A 22295-nucleotide genomic window follows, 5' to 3' on the forward strand; every position below is an offset into this window, starting at 1 on the left:
CCGAATGAAGAAATGCCCCTACTCTTCTCAGCGTGAAAGAATTCTTGCCGAAGCCATCAGCCCGGTTGCGACCGAGCTTCGGCTTCTCGATGCTTCGGATCTCATTTCGCTGCTGCGCTTCGAGTATTACGGCAGCATCGCCGATCTGGTTGCGTCGGCTGCAGAGCTGTTCTTTCATCCCGGCACCGTCAATTTCGGCCTTGGGGGCAGTTATACGCTGGAATGGGGCGGCAAGCCCGAGGTCGTCCTCGATCTCGAGATCAAGCCACGCGGCGTGACGGTCTATGCGCAGCTCACCATGGCGGAGCAGCATGCCGGCATCGAGATCAACCATATCGCCTTCCAGGATCCGTCTGCCGATCCGGACGTGAACACGGCCTTCCTCGAACGCAGCCTGCGTGAAAGCCGGTACAATACCCGGCCGCTTCAGGCGCTTGCGGGCTGATCGATACTTCAGTTTCAGGCTTGGAAGGACCCGGCCGGTTTATCCGCGCCGGGTTTGGCAATTGGCTCGTCAGCTGATGTAGCCGAGGCGGATCGCCTTGGCAATCGCCTGGATGCGGTTGACCGAATCCAGCTTGATCGTCGCCGAGCCGAGGTAAGCATTCACGGTATGAACTGAAAGTCCGAGCTTGTCGGCAATCTCTTCGCTGATACGCCCGTCGCCCGCAAGCTGCAGGCAGGCAATCTCGCGCTCGCTCAGTGTTTCCGCCGCCGCTACGCGGCGCTCATCCATCGAGAGCAGATCCATCATGATCTGGCAGCTGCGGCCATGAAGCTCCACGATCAAGTCGCTGCCGGGATCGAGATAATCGCCCATGAAGATGACGAATCCGTTTCCTGCAGTACCGAGCCGCACAGGAAAAGCGAGGCCTGAAAATGGCAGAATGCCGTCCTTCAGGCGCGTCATGAACGGCGCGAAATCGGTCGAGCCGGGCGCGGCGCGATCATGGCCGCCGGCCCAGGACAAGGGCAAAAGGGATTTTTCGATGTGGTCCAGCAGCGCATCGCCATAGGCATCCACAAGTGCCTTGCTGGAGGCCACCGCAGCCGAAAGCCCCCAGTTTTCCAATTCGCAGACCAGACGCTGCTTCGCAGGCAGGCCCGAGCCGCTCATCCGGTAGACCGCGAAATTCTGGGCGTCCGCCAGCTTCTGCATCGCGACCAGCCGCGGGAAGAGATCGGAGCGGCTGCTTCCCCTGTTCACACGTATGCTGCGGATGTGTTCCGTACTACCCATCGCCCTGCTTGACGAATGCCCCATAAATTCCCCTCAGACGAGATTATTTCTCACCGCAAACGCTATCGCCTCGGAGCGAGTCTTAGTCGCTGTCTTTCGCATGACGCTCGTAATGTAGTTGTTGATCGTATTGCGGGAGATGCCTAGGATCATCGCGATCTCATCGCTGGTTTTGCCTTCGGCGATCCAGAAGAGACATTCGAGCTCCCGCTCCGTCAGCTCGAAATCGCGGTCCACCCGGGTGCCGGCGCACTGGAGGGAGCTCGCGAGATAGCCTGCCAGAAGCCCGACGTCCCTCAGCCGTTCCGGCGACAGGATAAACCCGTCATCGAAGAGAAACATCAACGAGAGCCGCGAGCGACCGACATTGAACGTCAAGGAACAATACTGGCGGCTGGCGCCATCCGGCACATGGGCATTGTCGGGAAGGAGTGCAAAATGCGGCTGGAAGAGCTGCATGCATTTTTCCAGCTCGGTCGTGCGCGCATAGCTGTTGGTCAATGCCGCCGCCAGATCCTTCACGAGGTCGAACGGCCAGTCCGAGGACACGATAAAATCGAGGCCGGCTTCCTGAATGAGATCGGAGCGCGCCAGCAGGTAATGCGACGCCCCAACGTAATCCGTCAGCGTGCGAAGTGCCGCCTGCAACCTGCCGCTGTCGGCAATTTCGCTAAGTTGCCCAATGAGCTCCTCGCGGGAGCAAAGGCTGATAGCCTGGAGACCGACGAAATTCGCGGCCTGATTTTCGCCCTTAAGCAGTGTGTGCATATCCATAGGCAGCGTCCCGCGCGGCTGAGTGCCCGTCTCTGCAAGGCATTGTTGGGCAGGACCTACGCGGCCTGCGGCAATGACTAAACGAATCACCCAAGGGTAAGTCAGACGTTAGAAACTACCATATCCGAGTTCTTGGGATTTACTCTTGCCGCTTTCCGTGCGCGTGATTCGCGCCCAGACATCGCTTGATTAGATAGTCTTGAACCTATGGTGATCCTCTCAGTCTCGCAACACAACACTCGCTATAGGCGAGTCATCCATATGAGCAATTCTTTGACGCAATTCATACATACTTTAAATGCAGCTAATTCTAATTTGAATATCACGAACAAATCCGCCGGTACTGCACGTCACATATGACTATGTATTTATGAAATAAAACTTTCGACCTTAAACAATCTTCCTGCCAAGCGATTTCTTCTGATTTATAGAAGCGAACCGTTCGCTCTCGCCTGATCCGGCAACAATCAAGCACCTTTTCAATCTTGTGCAAAATATGTCCCGCTCGGGTAGCTGCTGATAACAAATCCGTGACCACGCTGACGGTGGGCATTAAAAAAGGCCGGTCTCCCGGCCTTTCGTTTAAGCGGCGTTGTCCACGGCCCATTTCCTGAGGATTTTCGCGGCGCGCTCCTCGTTGATCTCGACCATTCGCGCGAGCTTCCGTTCCGGGCCTTCCTTGACGCGGCGGTTGAAGTTTCCGTCGTCGTCGCCCAGGCTGAGCAGATCCTCCGTGCTGTCGAAGCCGAAGTCCGAGCCGAAGCCGTCCATGAGCGCGCCGCCGGCAGCCGTTCCTCCGGCCGGTGCGAAATCCGGCAGTTCCAGGCCTACGCTTTCGGCAGACGTGTCGCCGATTGCGCCCACGCCGCCACCGCTGATGCTGCGCACCAGAGGCCGCACGCCCATCCAGACTACCACGAAGGCGACGCCCAGGAAGGCAAGCGAGTTGATGATGCCGGCCAGGTTGCGGCTCAGCATGTCGAGGATGCGAACGCCGCCGGCGGCATCTTCGAGAAGCTGGTTCTCGAGGAAATCCATCGCCGTGACCGTGACGACGTCGCCTCGATCGGCACTGATACCGGCTGCAGACGTCACGATCTTGTTCATCTCGGCGAGATAGGCGTCGATCTTTGCCTGATCGGCAGGTTCGCCAACCATCTGGGCGACACGGCCCTTGTTGACGACAACGGCAATCGAAAGCTTCTCGATCTTGTAGCTGCTACGGGTCGTGGCCGTGGTCTTGCTGTTGATCTCGTAGTTGGTCTGCTCTTCCTTCTTGTCCGACTTGTCTTGCGATTCCGGATTGTTGCTTCCGCCCTGCTCGGGTGCGGCCTGCGGAACGTTCTGCTCGACGGTCGTCGCGTTGTCGGACTGCTTCTGCTGCGACTGCGAGGCTTCCTTGGTGGTGCGCACGGACCGCTCCACCTTCGATTCCGGATCGTAGACCGTCTCCTGGATCTGCTGCGCGTCCGTGTTGAGATCGGCCGTCACGCTGGAGCGGAAATTGTCCATGCCGAGGAAGGGCGCCAGCGCCTTGTCGATATTCGATTCGACTTCCTGCTGGACGTTCTGGACGATGTTTAGCGAGCGGTTCAGCGAGCTGTTGCTCGCCTCGTCGCCGGAGGCCAGCAGCTGGCCGGCGGAATCGAGAATCGTCACGTCATCGACGTCAAGCCCCGGCACGGCCGAGGCGACGAGGTGGCGGATCGAGGTGGCTGCACTTCGGCCCGCCGCAGCACTCGCCCGGATCATGACGGAGGCCGTCGGCTTCTGCTCCGCCTTACGGAAGTTTCCGACCTCCGGCATGACGATATGGACGCGTGCGGCGGTGATGCCGGAGATGGACTGAATGGTGCGGCCTATTTCACCCTCGAGCGCACGGACGCGCGTGACTTCCTGCATGAACGAGGTAAGGCCGAGCGAGCCGACATTGTCGAACAATTCGTAGCCTGCGTTGGCGCTGTTCGGCAGCCCGCGCTCGGCAAGCAGCAGGCGGGCCTTGCCCGTCATGCCGGCGGGCACCGTAATGCTCGAACCGTCGGAACCGACCTGGAAGCCGATATTGGCTTCCGCAAGAGCCATGCTGATTTGATTGAGGTCAGGAGTATCAAGGCCGACATAGAGCGTTTCCTGCGCCGGCTTGTTGACGAAAAAGGCTGCAGCCAAAATGATTGCGATGGAAAAAACGCCAACACCAGCGAGTGCCAACAAGCGGGTTCGCCCCAGCGAACCTAAGTTCCTAGTGAGCTGAACTAATTGATTTAACAGATTCATTCTGTTCTCGCACCGATCCGTCAAAGACAAAACAGGCTTATTGCCTCATTCCTTGATAGACGGCGAAACTTGTGCGAGCGTTTCGTCAGGGCAGGCTGGGAAACTGAAAAATCAGAAGAAATCGAAGTCGCCGGCCGCCTTGCTGAGCGGTTGGGAATGGCCGTGGCGCGTGGCGCCGCCGAGCGCTTTCTGCATTTCGGCAAGCTTGACGAGACTGAGCGCGGTCGCGACGTCAACAGCCCAGCTTTGCGGAATTTCACCTGTGATGGTGTCGATGAATTCAGCCAGACCACGGGCTTTCTGGACGGCAAGATCAATGCCCTGCATGATTTTCATGCTGTCCGGCGAATTCAGGACATCGGCGCCGCCGATTTCGAGAAGCTGCGGCTCGATGCGTTCGATGAGGTAAGCGACATCATGCAGTTCGGAAACGATGCGCATGAGGATATCCGGAAGCGCCTCGACCGGCGAAGGCGGCTCGATCGGTCCACTGAAAGTCATAGAAAAATCCTTGTCATCAGAAAAATTCGATACTTGTTTCGACCGGCTTCTGCGGCGTGACGGGACGCTGTTCGAGAGCCACCGTTTTCTGCGTTTCGGCGCCTGTCAGGGGGTACTGGCGCGCGCGGCCTGAAACCGGCCAGTATTCGAGCTTGCGGCCATGTTCGCCGCCGGTGCTGGAGCTGACGACCGGGATGCCTTCGTCCCTCAGGAACTGCATGGCGAAGGCGGCGTTCTGTTCGCCGACATTGGAGAATGTCGAGATCGTCTTCGCCCCGCCGAAAATCTTTGCCTCCAGGCGGTCGCGGCGCGCGCCCTGCTTCAGAAGGCCGTTGATTAGCAATTCCATCAGATGAACGCCATAGCGTGTGGCGTCCCCGCCGCTCATCGGCGTATTGCCCGTGCCTGGCAGCAGGAAGTGGTTCATTCCGCCCACGCCGGCCACGGGATCGCGCAGACAGGCAGCCACACACGAGCCAAGAATGGTCGTCAGAACCGCGCCCGGATCATTCAAGACCTTCCATTCGCCTTGAATGATATGAACGCGGCGGGCTGCTGCCTCGACATTCATTTCAGCGCTCCAAACACGGCTTCGATAGCCGCTTTCATCTTTTCGATGGTGAAGGGCTTCGCAAGCACGTTGTTGGCGCCGAGCTGGGCAGCCTTCTGCACGAGAGCGCGATCGCCCTGCGCCGTCAGGATGATGAAAGCGGCCTTCTTGGTTGCCGGATTGGTGCGCACGGCCTGCAACAGGCCTAGACCATCCATCTTTGGCATGTTGAAGTCCGAAATCACCAGGTGATGCGGCTGCTGGGCCATGATCTTCATGCCCTGCTCGCCGTCGCCGGCAGCCGTGATCTGCTTGAAGCCGAGCTGGGTCAGCGCATCGCTGAGCAGCAACCGGCTCGTGACCTGATCGTCGACGATCAGAACTTTGATTTTCTCCGCAATCGACATTATTCTGTCCCTTCCTTTCGGGCGGCTGTCATTTTCAGTATTTCTTCGCCGATGGCATTCAGTGGCAGTTGCTGCTCAACGGCACCGAGTTCATAGGCCACTCGCGGCATTCCGTAGACCACGCAGGTCTTTTCGTTCTGTCCGAGAGTGCGCGCGCCTGCATGGCGCATCTTCAAGAGACCAGCCGCGCCATCGCGGCCCATGCCTGTCAGGATCACGCCGACCGCATTGCGTCCGGCAAGTTCGGCAACGGAATCGAAGAGAACGTCGACCGAGGGGCGATGTCCGTTCACCGGATCGCGCTCGACGAGACGGCAACAGGGAGCCGACGCATTCGCGACCTGCAAATGACGTTCTCCGCCTGGTGCCAGATAAATCTTACCAATCTCTAAACGTGCGCCATCCGTCGCCTCTTCGACGACCGGAGCACAGAGGCGGTTAAGGCGCTCAGCAAAGCTTTTCGTGAAGGTCGGCGGCATATGCTGGGTAATGACCGTCGGCGGGCAGTTCGCCGGAAACTTCTGAAGCACCGCGATCAGTGCTTCGACGCCGCCCGTCGACGAACCGATCGCAACGATCTTGCGGCCGACCCGGAAATCGGCGACCGATACCGGCGGAACCGGAGTTGCAGCCGGATGCACGAACTGGCGTTGCGTGCGCGCGGCAGCCTTGACCTTCTCGGCGAGGTCGCCGAACGGGCGCAGCTCGCCGGGGGCAGGCTTCCCGACGCAATCGAAGGCGCCGATTTCGAGCGCAGCCAGGGTTGCTTCCGCGCCGCGGTGCGTCATGGTGGAGACCATGATGACCGGCATGGGGCGAAGCCGCATGATCTTCTCGAGGAATTCCAGGCCGTTCATGTTCGGCATCTCGATGTCGAGCGTGACGACATCGGGATTGAGCTTCTTGATTGCCTCGCGCGCTTCCAGTGCATCGCCCGCCTGGCCGATGACGCTGACCTCCGGATCGGAACTCAAGACGGCGCTTATCAGCCCGCGCATCGTCGGGGAGTCGTCAACGACGAGAACTCTTGCCGGTGCGCTCATCCCTTTCTCCCCAGTCCCTTCGCCGTGTGGCGATACGTCGTGACGCCGATATTGTCGAAGACGTGCTTTGCTTCGCCGGATACGCGCTCGGAGTGGCCGATGTAAAGATGTCCGCCTTCAGGCAGCAGTTCGGCAAAGCGCGACCAGATCTTCATCTGCGTCGGTTCGTCGAAATAGATGACGACGTTGCGGCAGAAGATGATGTCGAACTTGCCCTTGAAGGGCCACTGCGCCATCAGGTTCAGTTCGTTGTAGGTGATCAGGCGCTTGACGCGGTCATCGACCTGGAATTTACGGCGGCCATCCACGTTAACTTCCATGAACCACTGCTTGCGCATGGCCGGCGACACGGTTTCGAGAGCCGTCTCGTCGTAGGATCCGGCGCGAGCGAGATTGAGTATCTTTGGGTCGATATCGGTTGCCAGGATCTTGAAATCGTAGTCGGCGACATTCGGCATCATCGAAAGCACCGTCAGCGCAATCGAATAGGGCTCCTGCCCGTCGGAAGATGCGGCCGACCAGATACGGACACGCCCGCCCATCTTGGCACGGTTCAGAAGCTCCGGCAGCACATGGTCACGCAAGTGCTCGAAGTGGTGGTTCTCGCGGAAGAAGCGCGTGAAATTGGTGGTCAGATGCGAAAGCATTTCGCGGCGCGGCGCCGCACCGGCGGGTGAGGAGACCAGCGAACAGTATTCGCGGAAGCCCGAAAGGCCGAGATTGCGGATATGCTTGGAAAGACGCGAATAAACCAGTGAAGCCTTGGTCTCGTTCAGGAAGATCCCCGCATCTGAGTAGATCATCGCAGCGATTTCCGTAAGGTCGCGGCGCGTCAGCGGATATTCGCCGCTCGCCAGAACCTCGTCCGGGTTCCCCTGCCTGAGATCTTTTGCACTCAACGCATTCATGCAGCTTCGCTTTCCGTATCGGGGAAGAGGGCTTCCAGTTCGACCAGGCAGATCATCCGTTTTTCGATTGCAAGAATGCCGCGGGCGAACTGGCGTTCTGCGTCGGAAGAGATTTCCGGCGTCGGTTGAATATTGTCGTCGGTCACGGTGAGGATGTCCGAGACCGCGTCGACGAGCAGACCGACGACCTTCCGCCGGACCTGCGCGACAATGATGACGTGGCGTACCGACGGCTCGGCGGGCTTCATGCCGAGCCGCGCCGAAAGATCGATGATCGGCAGCACCGCGCCGCGGAGGTTGATGACGCCCTTCATGTAGCCTGGCGAATGCGGCATGGCCGTTGCCGGCGTCCAGCCGCGGATTTCGCGAACCGACATGATGTTTACGCAAAATTCCTGGTCGCCGATGCGGAACGCGATGAGTTCGCGATCCCCCTGGTTCAGATTTTTCACGGCGTACGACATGGCTTATCCCACTGCTGCCAACGACATTTCAGGCTTCAGGGCCTGGCCGCGCGAGGCGCCGACAACGGCATCGACATCGAGGATGAGCGCCACGCGCCCGTCGCCGAGGATGGTTGCCGCGGCGATGCCCGGCACATGCGTGTAGTTCGCCTCCAGGCTCTTGATAACGACCTGCCGTTGGCCCTGGATCGCGTCGACCATGAGCGCGCGCTGGCCGCCACCTTCGGATTCCACCAGCAGTGCGACCCCTTCGACCGGATTTGCCTGCGTGGCGCGGAAGTTCAGGATGCGGCCGACATCGACCAGCGGGCAGAACGAGTTGCGGATCGAGATCAGGCGGTGGTTCGCACCGAATGAGTGGATCGCAGCTGCTTCCGGCTGCAGTGTCTCGACGATGGCTGTCAGCGGAACGACAAGCGTCTGGCCGGCGACCGTGACCACCATGCCGTCGAGGACGGCGAGCGTAAGCGGCAGACTCATCGTGAAGACGGAGCCTTGGCCTGGCTTGGACGTGATGTTGATGCGCCCGCCAAGGGCCTGGATCGAGCGCTTGACGACGTCCATGCCGACGCCGCGGCCCGAAATGTCGGAGATCTTATCGGCCGTCGAGAAGCCGGGCAGGAAGATCAGGTTGTCGATCTCCTCGTCCGAAAGGTTTGTGTCGGCGGGGATCAGGTCGTTGTCGATCGCCTTCTGGCGCACCTTCTCGCGATTGATGCCGGCGCCGTCGTCGGCCAGCTCGATCAGGATGCGGCCGGAACGGTGTTTTGCCGTCAGGCGAACCGTGCCTTCGGTATTCTTGCCGGCTGCGGCACGCTTTTCCGGTGTTTCGATGCCGTGGTCGACGGCATTGCGGATCATGTGCGTTAGCGGTTCTGCCAGTTTGTCGATGACAGTCTTGTCGACTTCGGTGTTTTCACCTTCCGTAATCAGGCGGATGGTCTTGCCCGTCATGTCGGCGATTTCGCGAACGATGCGCGACATGCGCTGGAAGACCGGCTTTACCGGCTGCGCGCGGATCGCCATCACCGAATCCTGGATCTCGCGGGTGAGCTGCTGCAGCTCTTCGAGGCCCATATTGATGGACGAGGTGCCGGTCGTGTCGTTTTCGATGACGCTCTGCGACAGCATCGCCTGGTTGATGACCAGCTCGCCGACGAGGTTGATCAGGCGGTCAACGCGATCGAGATCGACGCGGATCGTCTGACCTGCGCCTGCTGCGGCATTGTTCTGGGCAGCAGCGGCACTTGCTGCAGCGGCCGCAGCAGATTCCCTCTTTTCGACGCGGGCGGCCGCGGCCGCCATCTGGGTTACGTTCGAGGCCGTCTCTGCGGCAGCGACGGCAGTAGCCGCATCCGACGTCGGCTGGTGGGCGGGAAGCTCGGCGGCACCCTCATCTAAGATCGAAAGGTCGAAAGGAACCGGGATCATCGGCAGTTCGTCGTTGGACGACACGGCGGACTCGGCTTCGACAGCCTCGACCGTCAGATCGCAATCCCATTCGGCGAATTCGAACACGGTGCGAATGGCGTCCTCGCCCTTGTCCGTCATCACCGTGATGTTCCAGCTAAGATAAGCAGCCTCCGCATCAAGATCGTCGAGACCCGGCAGATCGTCCATGTTGCAGTAACTGCTCATCTCGCCGAGGCGGGAGAGATCGCGCAGCAGAAGCGTGGCGTCGTTGCCCTTAGAATAGAGGTCGGAGCGCGGCTTGAAGGTGATTTCATAGACAGGAAGACCGGAGCCGGCCTCGTCCTCACCGCCGAAATCATCGAAGGAGAAGGGTATCGGCTGGAAACCGCTGTCGTCGGCCGTCTTGGGGGCCTCCACTGCTGGGGAAAGCGCCGGAGCCGCCTTTGCGGCAGGTTTCGATGCCGGCGCTTCAGCGGCTGCGGACGGAGACGGCAGCTCTCCATTCGCCAGCGCTTCCAGTTCCTTCACCAGACCGCGGCTGCGGCTTTCGTCGACGCTGCCGCCGTCGCGGGCGGCATTGGTGAGGTCCGCCAGCACGTCGGCGGATTTCAGCATGACCTTCAGGACATCCTGTGTGGGCTCAAGCTTGTTGGAACGAACGCAATCAAGTGTGGTCTCGAACACATGGGCGAAAGCGACGAGATCGTCCAGACCGAAGGCGCCGGCGCCGCCCTTGATCGAATGGACGGCACGGAACACCGCATTGATGGTTTCCGGATCGCGATCGCCATCATTCATTTTCATGAGACCGGATTCCAGTTCGGCGAGCTGCTCCTCGCATTCCTGGAAAAATATCTCTTTGATTTCGTTCATATCCATGGAGAAAATCCTGGGTTTAAGCGGTTACGCGCTCAATGGCATCGATCAGCTTGGCAGGGTCGAACGGCTTGACGATCCAGCCGGTGGCTCCGGCTTGGCGGGCACGGTTCTTCTTTTCCGCGTCGCTTTCGGTCGTGAGCACCAGGATCGGGATCGCCCGGTATTTCTCGTTGCGGCGGACACCTTCGATGAAACCGAAGCCATCGAGGCGCGGCATGTTGATGTCGGTCACGATGACGTCCGGGTTGGATTCTTCCAGGACTTCAAGACCTTCGACACCGTCTTCGGCCTGAATCGTCTCGAAGCCCGCATTGTTCAGCGTCACGAGAAGCATGTTTCGGATCGTCCGTGAATCATCCACGGTGAGCACTTTTTTCTTCATTGCCGGGTCTCCTTGGCAAGCAGGTGGTCGATGTCGACGCCAACCAGCTGCATGGTTTTGTGAAATGCATCGGACACTTTCGTGAAGGTGAACGAATGCTTGTCCTGGTCCCAGGTCTTCGCCGCAGCCATCAGAACCTGAGCGCACAGGCCGCCGAGGCGCTCGACTGCGGATGCATCGACCGAAAGATCGCCGCCGCGCACTGACATGAGCTTGTCGCGCAAGGCCGAAGCCTCGTTGAGATCAAGCACCGCGGCCAAATTCAGTGTCTTCCCACTCTTCCTTGCTGCCATCAGCTTTTCCTTGTCCCGTTGTCCCCTGCCCGCAAAAATGAGGCGAGGTCGTATTCCGATAGGTCAATAAGCATTTCGGGCGCCTCCGAAACTCGCAGCCGGACGCGAAAACCCGAAATCCTCGTTGTCGTATTCCTCGTCCAGTGTGGCGGGACGGGCCGTGATCTCGATGCTGCGTTGGCGGGAAGCGCGAAGCGGCGCCGTTTCAACCCGCCCAGTTTCGCGGGCGCTGCGGAATTGGCGGATCGTCTGCCCGAGTTCGAGGATCACCGTGTATAGATGATCGGCACCTTCGGCCGCGCGGTTGGCGGATGCCGCGCTGTCGGCAACCTGCGCGCCAAGCGCCTTGACGTCCGCCGTTACCATATCGAGGCTTGCAGCGTGCTCGCCCGTCTGGCTTGCAATCGTTGCGATCGCAGCATTGATGCCGGTTACCTGCCGCACGATGCTGCCGATCGAATCCTGCGTGCGGCCGACCATCTGAACGCCGGCATCGACCTGCGCCTTGGTGGTCGTGACAAGGGTTTTGATTTCGCGGGCGGCTTCGGCAGAACGCTGGGCAAGTGCGCGCACTTCCTGCGCCACGACCGCAAAGCCGCGACCGGATTCGCCGGCACGTGCAGCCTCGATGCCGGCGTTCAACGCAAGCAGGTTCGTCTGGAAGGCGATCTCGTCGATCGCGCCGATGATCTGGCCGATCTTTTCGGCGGACTGTTCGATATCCGCCATCGCGCTGATAGCACGGCCGACAACGTGACCGCTCTCTTCGGCGGCGGCACGGGTGGAGGCCGCGGCCTTTTCGGCGGCGCGGCTTTCCGCTGCGCCGTCGCGGACATCCCCGGCGATCGCTTCGAGCGCTGCTGCTGATGTCATGAGCTGCGCGGAATGACCGGCCGCATTGCCCGAAAAGCTCTGCGAGGCAGCCGCAAGCGAACGCGTGGAAAGTTCGGCTTTCGTGGTGTGCTCGCTGATTGCGACAAATTCCGCCTGAAAGCCGTCGAGTGCCGCGTTGAGCGCACCGGCGATATCAGCGTAGGTACCTTCGCCATCGGTGGCTGCGCGCACGGTCAGGTCGCGGGCTGCAAGGCCGTCGACCACGTCACCGAAAATCCGAGCGATCTCCGTCCGGTCGTTTTCGCGCTGCTCGGCAAGCGCGCGTTGCTGCGAGGCGCGCAAGGCATTGAAACGCAGCGAGACGGCGATTTCGACATCCACCATGACGAGGCGGATAATCGCCGTCATCATCTCGGAGACCTCTTTCGCGCGGCGCTTGGCGCCTGGCAGCAACGGCTTGCCTGCAAGCTCGCCCGCCAGACCCGAAATGATGTGCTCCAGCATGACGCCATGGCCGGCAACGTGCCAGCGCGGATCAAACCCCATCTTGCTTTCGGTATCGGCAAGAACCTTGACACGCTCGGCGTAGAGGCTGTCGAAGCGCGCATCCGTCAGCACGTCCCAATGGGAGGACTGGAGATCATGCAGGCGATCGAGCTGGCGCTCGTTCTGGAAATTGCGGGCTGCGTCCGGAAAGGACTGGAAGCGCTGGAACAGGTCGCGAAGACCGCTCTTCAGCCGGGCTTCGAGCATCGGCCGGTGACGGCGCACTGCCTCGCATTGCGCGGCATCGAGACCGGCAAAGCGCAGGCGATCGCGAAGGCTGCCTGCCTGCGCGCCTTTGGCCTGATCTGATGGCATGTCCTGCCCCAATGCCTATCCCCAACCACATTCCGGATACGGTCCGGTGAAAAACCTTTGTGCTCCATCCGATGTGCGCACTGCAGGGAAACGACCTGTGTAACCGCCGGCGCAAACCGGAGGGCGGACGTATCCCGATCAGCAAATCTGTTTCGGAAAAGAGATGGATACCGGATCGAGCCGGTACGGCGGGACGGCGTCATGCCTGGTGGGAACGAGCAAACATCTTCCCATTCCGACGTGTATCGCAATGTTTATGGTTAATTCCTTGCTTGAAGGTTAATTGGCGTTTTCACAATCCGCCCTTTCCAAGCATTCCGAACGCATTCAGCGAAATAGTCTCTGGGCGTTGCAGGCGCGCTACAAGTCCCGCACAAGCTCTATGTTATATCCCACCTGTTAGACATGACATGATGTCGTTAAGGATAGAGCAATGATTGTTCTCGGACTGGGTTCCTGCCTCATCGCAATCGCGACGCTGGCCGCCGTCGCCCTGCTCGAGCGGATCGAAGCCAGTCGCGGCGCAACCACCCTTCGTGTGCTCTGAACCTGCGGCATAGTGCGGCGTTCTGCGCCGCCCCTGTTGGCAGCCCCCTTCCTCTGATGTATCGCAGGCGCCTCAAGCTCAGCGGACGTTGTTCATGACTGCCAGGACAGGCCTTTTCATCATTCTCGCCGTCACTCTGTGGCGTATCGTGATGCTGCATTTCGACACGACGGATTTCTTCGTCGACGAGGCACAATACTGGCTCTGGTCGCAGAATCTCGACTTCGGCTATTATTCGAAGCCGCCTATGATCGCCTGGCTCATCCGCGCGATGACGGAAATTTCGGGCTCCACCGACATTTTTTGGGTGCGCCTTTGCGGGCCCCTCGTGCACGTGGCCACCGCGCTGTTGCTGATGCAGTTCGCCAGGCGAGTTGCCGGTCCTAAGATCGAAGGCTGGACCGGCGCTATCTACATCACGATGCCTGCCGTCGCGCTCTCCTCCGTGTTCTTTTCTACCGATGTCGTCCTTCTGTTTTTCATGACGATCGGCCTTTGGGCCTATTTCGGCCTGAGCGAGAAGCGTTCGGTCGTGCTCGCACTTGTCATGGGCCTTGCCTTCGGGTGTTCCTTCCTGTCGAAATACGCGATCCTTTTCATCGTACCCGGCGGATTGATCGCGCTGCTTCTTGTTCCGGCTGCGCGTATTGCCTGGCGCGACTTCTTCATTTCCGTGGCGACCGCGCTCATCGTCGCCTCACCGAACCTTTGGTGGAACGTCACTCACGACGCGACGACCGTCCGCCACACCGAGGACATCGCGAAGTGGGACCAGATGCAACTGAACTTTGGCGGTGCGCTCGAATTCTTCGCCGCCCAGTTCGGCGTCGTCGGGCCGATCGTCTTCTTCGCCATGCTTTGGGCGACGTGGCGCATGATCAAAGGCAAGAGCGACGAGAAGGAAAAACTCCTCATCTGGCTTTCCATGCCCGTCGTCCTGCTGATTACGCTGCAGGCCTTCGTCGCCAAGGCCGAGGCGAATTGGGGGGTGTCGGCCTATGTCGCAGGCACAGTTCTTGCTGTGTCAGTCCTCACGCAGCTCTGGCCGAAGGGCCTGCGCATCTCGCTCATCATCGGCGGCCTCGCAAGCTTCCTGTTCCCGCTCGCCGCGATCTTTGCACATCAGCTTGTCCTTCCGGGCGGAAATGAAGCGATGAAGCGCTATCTCGGCCGCAGCGAGATCAGCCGAGAGGTCGGCACGCTCGCCAAGCAGGCCGGTGTCGGCACCGTCGTCACCGACAACCGCGATTTCGTCGCCGACATGTTCCATACGCTGAGAGACGAGCCGCTCAAGATCTACTCGCGTCCGCCCGCCGGCTTCCCGGCCAATTACTATGAGCAGAATTTCGCCCTGCCTGCGGATGTGCAAGATCAAGTCCTCTTCGTCACGCACAATGAGCTGACCTGTACGACCGCTGCGCCTGAGTTGGTCAAAAGCTGGCAACCGGCGGACGGTTACTACCGCGGCAAGACGATCAACGCCTACAAGGTGCCGGCCGTCTGCCTGCGACCGCAGGGTTAAATGCTGCGCGCGGGAGGCAGGCAGAGCCCTATCCCCGCCCCTTCGATCTCAACGAAACGGACGCCGCCGTCCTCGAAGGCGAGGCGCAGCTGCGCCTCGGTGGCGCGATGGATTTCATGGTACTGCCCTTCGTAGTCGCGTATCGTGCTGCGGGAGACCGCCGCCTTCGCGGCAAGGTCCGCCTGCGTCCAATCGAGCAACCCTCGTGCGGCACGGCATAAAGCAGGTGTCAGAATAGTTTCCTTTGCGCCTTGACCCATAATCCCAAACCACCCATATTGGTCAACATACGCCATATATGTCATGTTTTCAACGGGAATTCCAGATCGGGAGGGAGCAATGCCGCACGATACGCCTTTGATTTCGACGATCGTCGGAGGTCTCGTGCTGGCCTTTATCCTGGGCGCCATCGCCAACCGGTTGAAGCTGCCGCCGCTCGTCGGCTACCTGCTCGCCGGCATTCTCGTCGGGCCGCATACCCCGGGCTATGTCGCAGATCAGGATCTTGCGCCCGAACTCGCCGAAATCGGCGTCATCCTGCTGATGTTCGGTGTCGGCCTTCACTTCTCGCTCAAGGACCTGCTTTCGGTTCGGGGCATCGCCGTGCCGGGCGCCGTCGTTCAGATCGCCTTTGCAACCCTCCTCGGCTGGGGCCTCGGCGCGCTGATGGGCTGGCCAACAGGCGGCAGTCTCGTCTTTGGTCTTGCCCTCTCCGTCGCCTCGACCGTCGTTCTCCTAAAAGCGCTGCAGGAACGCCGCCTCGTGGAAACCGAGCGAGGCAAGATCGCTGTCGGCTGGCTGATCGTCGAGGACTTGGCCATGGTCCTCGCGCTCGTGCTGATACCCGCAGCCGCCAGCATCGGTGGTGGTGAGCACGCGCCGGTCGAACCGCTTTCGGCCGGCCTCAACCGCCTGTTCGGGCTCGACCTCGGCATCGGCGGCATTATCGGCATGACGCTGGTGAAGGTGGCGCTCTTCGTCGCCCTCATGCTGGTCTTCGGCCGCAAGCTCATTCCCTGGACGATGCATAGGATCGCCCATACCGGCTCGCGCGAACTCTTTCGCCTCGGCGTGCTCGCCATCGCGCTCGGCGTCGCTTTCGGCGCCGCGAAGCTCTTCGGCGTGTCGCTGGCGCTTGGCGCCTTCTTTGCCGGCATGGTGCTTGCCGAAAGTGAGCTCAGCCATCGCGCCGCTCAAGAAAGCCTGCCGCTTCGCGACGCGTTCGCTGTTCTCTTCTTCGTCTCCGTCGGCATGCTCTTCGATCCGAACATCCTGATCGAAAAGCCGCTGCCGCTCCTGGCGACCGTCTTCATCATTGTCATCGGCAAGTCCGTCGCCGCCTTCCTCATCGTGCTGCTCTTTAGAAAGCCGGCCGGCACAGCCCTGACAATCTCCGCAAGCCTGGGGCAGATCGGCGAATTCTCCTTCATCCTCGCCGCCCTCGGCGTCGATCTGGGCCTGCTGCCGCAAGAGGGCCGCGACCTCATCCTTGCCGGCGCGATAATTTCGATCATCCTCAATCCGCTGCTCTTCTTCGCCTGCGACCGCATGCGCCCGCTTCTCGAGCGTCCAAAGCGGGAGGAGGCTCCGGTCGACGCAGCCGAGGCACCCATCGAGCCCGCCGAACCCGAAGACGAAATCCAGCCGACGTCGCTTTCCGGTCATGCCATCCTCGTCGGCTACGGCCGGGTCGGCAGCATCGTCGGTCAGAACCTCAAATCTTCGGGCACGCCTTTCTTGGTCATCGAGGATTCCGAAAAGCGGATCGAAGAGCTTGCCGCGCAAGGCGTCGAGACGATTATCGGCAATGCCGCCGCCCGCGAAGTGCTCGATCTCGCCAATCTTCCCGGCGCGCGCAGCCTGGTGATTGCCATTCCGAATGCCTTCGAAGCCTGCAGCGTTGCCGAATACGGCCGCAGTGTGAACCCCGCGATCCTGATCGTCGCCCGCGCGCATTCGGATGCCGAGGTCGACGAGTTGAAGCAATACGGCGCCGATACCGTCATCATGGGCGAGCGAGAAATCGCCATGGGGATGGTTGACCGGCTCGCCCAAGTGCATCATGACAGTCCGGCCTATGAAGATGGGCATGGGACTGATACAATTCCGGGCACGGCCGCAGCGCCGTCCGAGAAAGAATGACGGGTTTTTGCGCTTTTGAGCCGATTTGAGAGCGAGATCGCAAAGAATGACGGGGAAGGCCTCGATGCGCGCCGCTTGAGCGCCCGCATCGCTGTTTCGCTCGTCCTTGCGATTACCGCTTATATCGGCCTTCTCATCGGCGGCAATCTCATTCCCGGTCCCGTGGCCTCAGACAATAATGCGCTGACCCTGCCCGGCAAGGAACCGCAGCCGCTCCAGCTGACCGCGCGCGAGGCGGTTCGCGGCATTCTCGCCGCCGATCGCAAGGTTGCGCCGAAACAGACGCTTCACGATTTTGGCCCGGTGTCCCTGCCGGTGCCGCCGCATCTCGAATTCGCAGAGTGGGGCCTGCCTGCGGCTCTGCCGCCGGTCGATACTGCTCTTCGTCCGGCCGCTCTGCCGGGCAATCAGCCGCGAGCCCCGCCCGCCGCTTGATGTCGCGACCATCGCGCCTCCGCAACACCACATGACACACCGCCAGCGCACCGCGCCGGTATATGCATATTCAAGGAATACAACGACATGCGCACCTCACCATGGCTGGTGCTCACCTATACGGTGATCATTCTCTTCGGCATTCTCACGGCATTGCCGAACGTCGTGCCGCAAAACGTCCTCGACCGCGTGCCTTCCTGGCTGCCTCATGATCAGGTCTCTCTCGGTCTCGACCTTCGCGGCGGCTCTCACCTGGTTCTCGAAGTCGATGAATCGGAACTGACGAAGGAACGCCTGCAATCGCTCCTGCAGGATACCCGGCGCGTGCTGCGCGAAAAGGGTGTTGCAACCAGCTCGGTCGCCCGCAACCAGGGCCAGATCGTCGTGACGCTGACGGACCCGACACAGCGCGATGCTGCCATCACCGATCTGCAGGCGCTGGCGAACCCGGTTGGCGTCGGCCTCACCGCCGGTCAGTCCGATCTCGATATCGCTGCCAGCGGCACGAACAACATCACGATGACCTTCTCGAAGGCCGGCATCACGCAGAACGTGAACTCGGCCGTCGAGCAGAGCCTCGAGGTCATCCGCCAGCGCGTCGACCAGGTCGGCGTCGCCGAACCGACGATCCAGCGCGTCGGCGGAAACCGTATCCTCGTCCAGCTTCCGGGCACGCAGGATCCGAGCCGCCTGCGCCAGTTGCTCGGCTCCACCGCCAAGATGACGTTCCACATGCTTGCCCCGAGCAATGCCCCCGCACCGGGTGTCACCATGATGAAGGACGATGAGGGCAATACCTATCCGGTGGAAGACCGCGTCGAAATTTCCGGCGACCGCCTTTCCGATGCCCGCGTCGGCTTCGACCAGAACACCCGCGAGCCGATCGTCAGCTTCCGCTTCGATAGCGCCGGCGCGACCCGCTTTGCGGATATTACCCGGCAGAATGTCGGCAATCCCTTCGCCATTGTCCTCGACGGCAAGGTATTGAGCGCGCCCGTCATCCGCGAACCGATCACCGGCGGCTCCGGCCAGATTTCCGGCAGCTTCACAGCAGAAAGCGCCACCACGCTTGCGGCCATGCTGCGCGCCGGTGCACTTCCCGCCAAGCTGACGGTCATCGAGGAGCGCACTGTCGGCGCCGATCTCGGCGGCGACGCCATCAAGAAGGGCCTGACCTCCGGTCTCATCGGCTTCGCGCTGGTCGTCGGCTTCATGTTCTTCCTCTACGGCGGCTGGGGTCTGCTCGCCAACGTCGCGCTCTTCCTGAACGTGATTTTGACCTTCGCCGGCCTGACGCTGATCGGTTCGACGCTGACCCTGCCTGGTATTGCCGGTGTCGTCCTCGGCATCGGTCTGGCGGTGGATGCGAACGTTCTCATCAACGAGCGTATCCGTGAAGAGACCCGGAAGGGCCGTGGCGCCTTCGCCGCCATCGACGCCGGCTTCAGCCGCGCCTACTCGACCATCGTCGACAGTAACATGACGGCGCTGATCGCGACCGTGCTGCTGTTCTGGTTCGGCTCCGGCCCGGTTCGCGGCTTCGCCGTCACCATGGGCCTCGGCATCATGATCTCGATGTTCACCGCCGTTTCCATCGTCCGTGTCGCGATGATGGCGATCGTCCGCCGTAGGAAGATGAAGGTCATCAACATCAAGCCACTGCTTCCGATCAGCCTCGTCCCGGACGGCACGCAGATCCAGTTCATGAAGGCGCGTTTCTTCGGGCTTGCGCTTTCCGCCGCGCTTTCCATCATTTCCGTCGTGCTGTTCGTCACGCCTGGCCTCAACTACGGCGTCGACTTCCGCGGCGGCATCCAGTTGGAAGTGAAGACGGCACAGGCCGCCGATCTCGCCTCCTTCCGTGAAGACCTTGATGCACTCGGCCTCGGCGAAGTGGCGCTGCAGTCCTTCGGCGACAGCAATCATATCCTCATCCGCGCCGAGCGCCAGCCGGGCGGCGAGGAAGCGCAGACGACCGCCGTCAATCAGCTGAAGGCGGAGATCGTCAAGGTCGATCCGTCGGCAACGATCGAGCGGACGGAAGTCGTCGGCCCGAAGGTCAGCGGCGAGCTCGCGGTCGCCGGCATTCTTTCGGTCGTTCTCGCAAGCTTGGCGATGCTCGTCTATATCTGGGCGCGCTTTGAATGGCCGTTTGCGGTCGGCGCCATCGCGACCCTCGTCCTCGATGTGACGAAGACCATTGGTTTCTTCGCGCTCACCGGGCTCGACTTCAACCTGACGGCCATCGCGGCGCTTTTGACGCTGGTCGGCTATTCGGTGAACGACAAGGTCGTGGTCTATGACCGCATGCGTGAAAACATGCGCCTCTACAAGTCGATGCCGCTTCGCGAGCTCATCGACAAGTCGATCAACGAAACGCTCGGCCGAAGCCTCTACACCTCCGCCACCGCCTTTCTCGCCATGCTTCCGATGGCGATCTGGGGCGGCAGCGCGGTCGAGAGCTTCGCGATCCCGATGGTGTTCGGCATTGCGGTCGCCGCGCTCTCGTCGGTTTTCATCGCAGCGCCGATCCTGCTCTTCCTAGGTGACTGGCGCCGCCGCCACGCCAAGGCCGCGGCGGCCTCCGCCGGCGCCGAGGCGGAGATCATCCCACCGGAAGCCGCCGAGCCGCGCAAGTCAATCGGCTAAGAAACCTTCGACAGACATGTTCCGAGAGGGCGCCGGTTGCCGAACCGGCGCCCTCTTTCTATCTTCCCTTCAATGAAGTGAGAGGTTGTATGTCATCCGGTCCAATGCCAACTGCTGTTACCAGCGCCAGCGAGGAGCGCATGAGGCGTTTTCTGGCGACCGCTTCGCACGACCTTCAATCGCCGCTCCGGCACATCGCGATGTATGCGGAAATCCTGCTGGACGAACTCAGTGAGACGCTCGATAGCGAACAGCGCGAAAGCCTCACGGCAATCCTTCAGAAAGCCCAGACCGCGCAGCGCCTCACCAAGGCACTGATGAGCTTCGCTGCGGGCACGCCGCAGGTTTCGCCCGCCCCGGTGGAACTCGGCCCGATCGTTGACGGTCTCTGGACTGAATTGAAGGCCGAGGTGGGGGCCCATGACGCGACCTTCAGCCATCACACACTTCCAAGCCTCAACAGCGATGCCGCCCTTCTCTCGACCGCGCTGAAGAACATCCTCGCCAATGCGCTGCTTTATCGGGGTGCCGCGACACCGCATGTCGAACTGGCGGCGGAAAGGAGCGGCAGCGACTGGCTGATCCATGTTTCCGACAACGGGCGAGGCATTGAGCCAGCCCATCAGGAGCGGATATTCGAACCTTTCTGGAAGCTGCCCCAGCCAGACGCCGTGGCCGGCGCCGGCCTGGGGCTGACGGCCGCTCGCGAGCTCTTAACCGCGATGGGCGGCAACCTGACGCTCAGCCATTCGGACCAAACGGGAAGCCGTTTCACGATCCGGCTGCCCGCCGCCTGATCGCGATCAGATCGTATAGTCATCTTTCCAGTAGTCGGGCAGGTCGTACTTTACGTACTCGCGGATAATGTATTGCAGCGTCCGCGCGTCGATTTCATCCTTGCCGATGCGGAAATCGACGCCATAATCCGGAAACTGCTGAAAATAGCCGCCTGAGATATCCGTAGAAACGACGCCGATCGGCCCCGTGAAGCCGATGGCGCGAAGCTCCGGCACCGTCTCGCGGAAATCGGCATTCGGCAGCAGCCGGTTGTCGAGCAGAATGAGGTCGAACCGCTCGCCCTTGACCTTCTCCAACGCGTCGCCGATCGACTGCGAATACTCGATATCGACGGCAGGCTCGGAAAGGCTGCCGATCTTCTTCTTCAGCGACCTGAATTCGACGAATTCGTCATCCACGAACAGGACTTTGACGGCGTCTCCCGGACCCGCTGCGGTGCTCATGCTGTTGTCTCCGGTCACGAAACCAAGCCATTCCTGAGGGCGATCGCCACCATATGAACGCGGTTCACCGCATTAAGCTTCCTGACCGCCGCCGTGATATGAGAATTTACGGTATGTTCCGACAATCCGAGAATGATCGCGATCTCCGCTGAAGTCTTGCCTTCGCTGGTCCATTTGACGATTTCCGCCTCCCGCTGCGTCAGGCGCCCTGACATCTCTTGCGTCAAGATTTCCTCGTAAAGCTTGTCAAAAATGCGCATGGCATCGAGCAGAACGTCGGCAACTTCTCCCTGATCGGGCTCCGACCGCGTGCCGCTGAGGACGAGGCAGTAGCGCCGCCCCTCCGGCGTGAAGAGAGGAATGAGCAGAAACGTATTGCGGTTGAATTCATTGAATACGAGGTCAGCCTCGATTGACCCGCTCTTGCCGTAGACAGGCGTCGTCAGAAACTGCGCGGTTTTTGCCTTGACGGGACCCAGCGCTTCCTTGAGCATCTGGATGAAAAGCGGGGCCCGGCGTTCGGCAATATTGGTGATGACGATTTCACGCTCGCCGAAAGGTGCATTCGCCTCGGAAATGCGCGCAAGCGCGAAATTGTCAAAGCGATAGTGATGCGCCGCCGCCTTGAAGAGGCGGAAAAAGTCGGTGCGATTGATCGCCCGGCTAAGCTCGGGCCCGGTATGAAATGGAACCGCCGCAGCATTGGTCATTACAGCAAAATCCCTATGTCGAATCTCCGGAAATCACCGTCATCCCGAAATCTTGGGATATACGTCGCGCATGCAAGAAGTTACAAAAGTTGCGAGACAATTGATAAGGATAACGGAGTGGGGACTTCCAGTATCCTGAAGGCGGAACGGCATCAATTCTCTCAACCGCAAGTGATACACAGGACAGTCGTAATTCTTACCTAGGTATCGCAATTCCGTTGTTCAC

22 protein-coding genes are annotated in these 22295 nt (G+C 60.6%); 6 read left to right on the forward strand and 16 right to left on the reverse strand.

Annotation, left to right across the window (positions count from 1 at the left end; all coding sequences use genetic code 11):
• Positions 1-4: 4 nt before the first annotated feature.
• A complete protein-coding gene (locus tag ACZ9BX_RS12330; RefSeq protein ID WP_027509864.1) occupies positions 5-445 on the forward strand; it encodes a hypothetical protein in 441 nt (146 codons plus the stop codon).
• A gap of 69 nt (positions 446-514) precedes the next feature.
• Here the strand turns inward: ACZ9BX_RS12330 and visR are convergent, their stop codons facing one another.
• From visR to ACZ9BX_RS12395, 13 genes are all read right to left on the reverse strand, one after another.
• Complete coding sequence (gene visR / locus ACZ9BX_RS12335; RefSeq protein WP_476218190.1) at positions 515-1264, reverse strand: transcriptional regulator VisR; 750 nt, start codon at positions 1262-1264, stop codon at positions 515-517.
• 9 nt (positions 1265-1273) lie between these two features.
• Positions 1274-2014: a transcriptional regulator VisN gene (gene visN, locus ACZ9BX_RS12340; protein ID WP_476218192.1), complete on the reverse strand. Its 741-nt coding sequence runs from the start codon at positions 2012-2014 to the stop codon at positions 1274-1276.
• A gap of 582 nt (positions 2015-2596) precedes the next feature.
• A complete protein-coding gene (gene fliF / locus ACZ9BX_RS12345; protein ID WP_476218194.1) occupies positions 2597-4288 on the reverse strand; it encodes a flagellar basal-body MS-ring/collar protein FliF in 1692 nt (563 codons plus the stop codon).
• A gap of 111 nt (positions 4289-4399) precedes the next feature.
• The gene (gene cheT, locus ACZ9BX_RS12350; RefSeq protein WP_027509860.1) at positions 4400-4789 is read right to left on the reverse strand and encodes a chemotaxis protein CheT; all 390 of its coding nucleotides are present in this window, start codon (positions 4787-4789) and stop codon (positions 4400-4402) included.
• Between the two features lie 16 nt (positions 4790-4805).
• Complete coding sequence (gene cheD, locus ACZ9BX_RS12355; protein WP_086997698.1) at positions 4806-5360, reverse strand: chemoreceptor glutamine deamidase CheD; 555 nt, start codon at positions 5358-5360, stop codon at positions 4806-4808.
• Entirely contained in the window at positions 5357-5746 is a 390-nt protein-coding gene (locus ACZ9BX_RS12360; protein ID WP_022718672.1) for a response regulator, read from the reverse strand. The genes cheD and ACZ9BX_RS12360 overlap by 4 nt, the downstream gene beginning before the upstream one ends.
• Entirely contained in the window at positions 5746-6789 is a 1044-nt protein-coding gene (cheB, locus tag ACZ9BX_RS12365) for a protein-glutamate O-methylesterase CheB (protein ID WP_476218198.1), read from the reverse strand. The genes ACZ9BX_RS12360 and cheB overlap by 1 nt, the downstream gene beginning before the upstream one ends.
• Positions 6786-7697 (reverse strand): protein-glutamate O-methyltransferase CheR, encoded by a 912-nt coding sequence (gene cheR, locus ACZ9BX_RS12370; RefSeq protein ID WP_476218200.1) that lies wholly within the window; start codon positions 7695-7697, stop codon positions 6786-6788. The genes cheB and cheR overlap by 4 nt, the downstream gene beginning before the upstream one ends.
• Positions 7694-8161, reverse strand: coding sequence for a chemotaxis protein CheW (locus ACZ9BX_RS12375; RefSeq protein ID WP_476218202.1), 468 nt, complete (start codon positions 8159-8161; stop codon positions 7694-7696). The genes cheR and ACZ9BX_RS12375 overlap by 4 nt, the downstream gene beginning before the upstream one ends.
• A gap of 3 nt (positions 8162-8164) precedes the next feature.
• Complete coding sequence (locus tag ACZ9BX_RS12380) at positions 8165-10453, reverse strand: chemotaxis protein CheA (protein WP_476218203.1); 2289 nt, start codon at positions 10451-10453, stop codon at positions 8165-8167.
• A 16-nt stretch (positions 10454-10469) separates the two neighbouring features.
• Positions 10470-10835: a chemotaxis response regulator CheY1 gene (gene cheY1, locus ACZ9BX_RS12385; protein WP_003570362.1), complete on the reverse strand. Its 366-nt coding sequence runs from the start codon at positions 10833-10835 to the stop codon at positions 10470-10472.
• Positions 10832-11128, reverse strand: a complete 297-nt coding sequence (locus tag ACZ9BX_RS12390) for an STAS domain-containing protein (RefSeq protein WP_086997710.1) — start codon at positions 11126-11128, stop codon at positions 10832-10834. Before ACZ9BX_RS12390 ends, cheY1 begins: the two co-directional genes overlap by 4 nt.
• A 63-nt stretch (positions 11129-11191) precedes the next feature.
• The gene (locus ACZ9BX_RS12395) at positions 11192-12823 is read right to left on the reverse strand and encodes a globin-coupled sensor protein (RefSeq protein ID WP_476218206.1); all 1632 of its coding nucleotides are present in this window, start codon (positions 12821-12823) and stop codon (positions 11192-11194) included.
• 641 nt (positions 12824-13464) lie between these two features.
• Between ACZ9BX_RS12395 and ACZ9BX_RS12400 the strand changes: the two genes are divergently transcribed.
• Entirely contained in the window at positions 13465-14892 is a 1428-nt protein-coding gene (locus ACZ9BX_RS12400) for an ArnT family glycosyltransferase (protein ID WP_476218208.1), read from the forward strand.
• Here the strand turns inward: ACZ9BX_RS12400 and ACZ9BX_RS12405 are convergent.
• Positions 14889-15197 (reverse strand): helix-turn-helix domain-containing protein, encoded by a 309-nt coding sequence (locus ACZ9BX_RS12405; RefSeq protein WP_027509851.1) that lies wholly within the window; start codon positions 15195-15197, stop codon positions 14889-14891. The genes ACZ9BX_RS12400 and ACZ9BX_RS12405 overlap by 4 nt on opposite strands.
• A gap of 34 nt (positions 15198-15231) precedes the next feature.
• On the opposite strand from ACZ9BX_RS12405, the gene ybaL reads away from it, so the two are divergent.
• From ybaL to ACZ9BX_RS12425, 4 genes are all read left to right on the forward strand, one after another.
• Complete coding sequence (gene ybaL, locus ACZ9BX_RS12410) at positions 15232-17034, forward strand: YbaL family putative K(+) efflux transporter (RefSeq protein ID WP_476218211.1); 1803 nt, start codon at positions 15232-15234, stop codon at positions 17032-17034.
• A 15-nt stretch (positions 17035-17049) separates the two neighbouring features.
• Positions 17050-17469, forward strand: coding sequence for a hypothetical protein (locus ACZ9BX_RS12415; protein WP_476218213.1), 420 nt, complete (start codon positions 17050-17052; stop codon positions 17467-17469).
• An 87-nt stretch (positions 17470-17556) separates the two neighbouring features.
• The gene (gene secD / locus ACZ9BX_RS12420) at positions 17557-20118 is read left to right on the forward strand and encodes a protein translocase subunit SecD (protein WP_476218215.1); all 2562 of its coding nucleotides are present in this window, start codon (positions 17557-17559) and stop codon (positions 20116-20118) included.
• Positions 20119-20207: 89 nt separating this feature from the next.
• The gene (locus tag ACZ9BX_RS12425) at positions 20208-20915 is read left to right on the forward strand and encodes a sensor histidine kinase (RefSeq protein ID WP_476218217.1); all 708 of its coding nucleotides are present in this window, start codon (positions 20208-20210) and stop codon (positions 20913-20915) included.
• A 6-nt stretch (positions 20916-20921) separates the two neighbouring features.
• Here the strand turns inward: ACZ9BX_RS12425 and ACZ9BX_RS12430 are convergent, their stop codons facing one another.
• Together ACZ9BX_RS12430 and ACZ9BX_RS12435 are read right to left on the reverse strand one after the other, a co-directional pair.
• Positions 20922-21359, reverse strand: coding sequence for a response regulator (locus ACZ9BX_RS12430; protein ID WP_476218219.1), 438 nt, complete (start codon positions 21357-21359; stop codon positions 20922-20924).
• A 14-nt stretch (positions 21360-21373) separates the two neighbouring features.
• Positions 21374-22069 (reverse strand): response regulator transcription factor, encoded by a 696-nt coding sequence (locus ACZ9BX_RS12435; protein WP_476218221.1) that lies wholly within the window; start codon positions 22067-22069, stop codon positions 21374-21376.
• Positions 22070-22295: the final 226 nt, after the last annotated feature.

It is taken from the genome of Rhizobium sp. USDA 3886 (genome assembly GCF_056279785.1).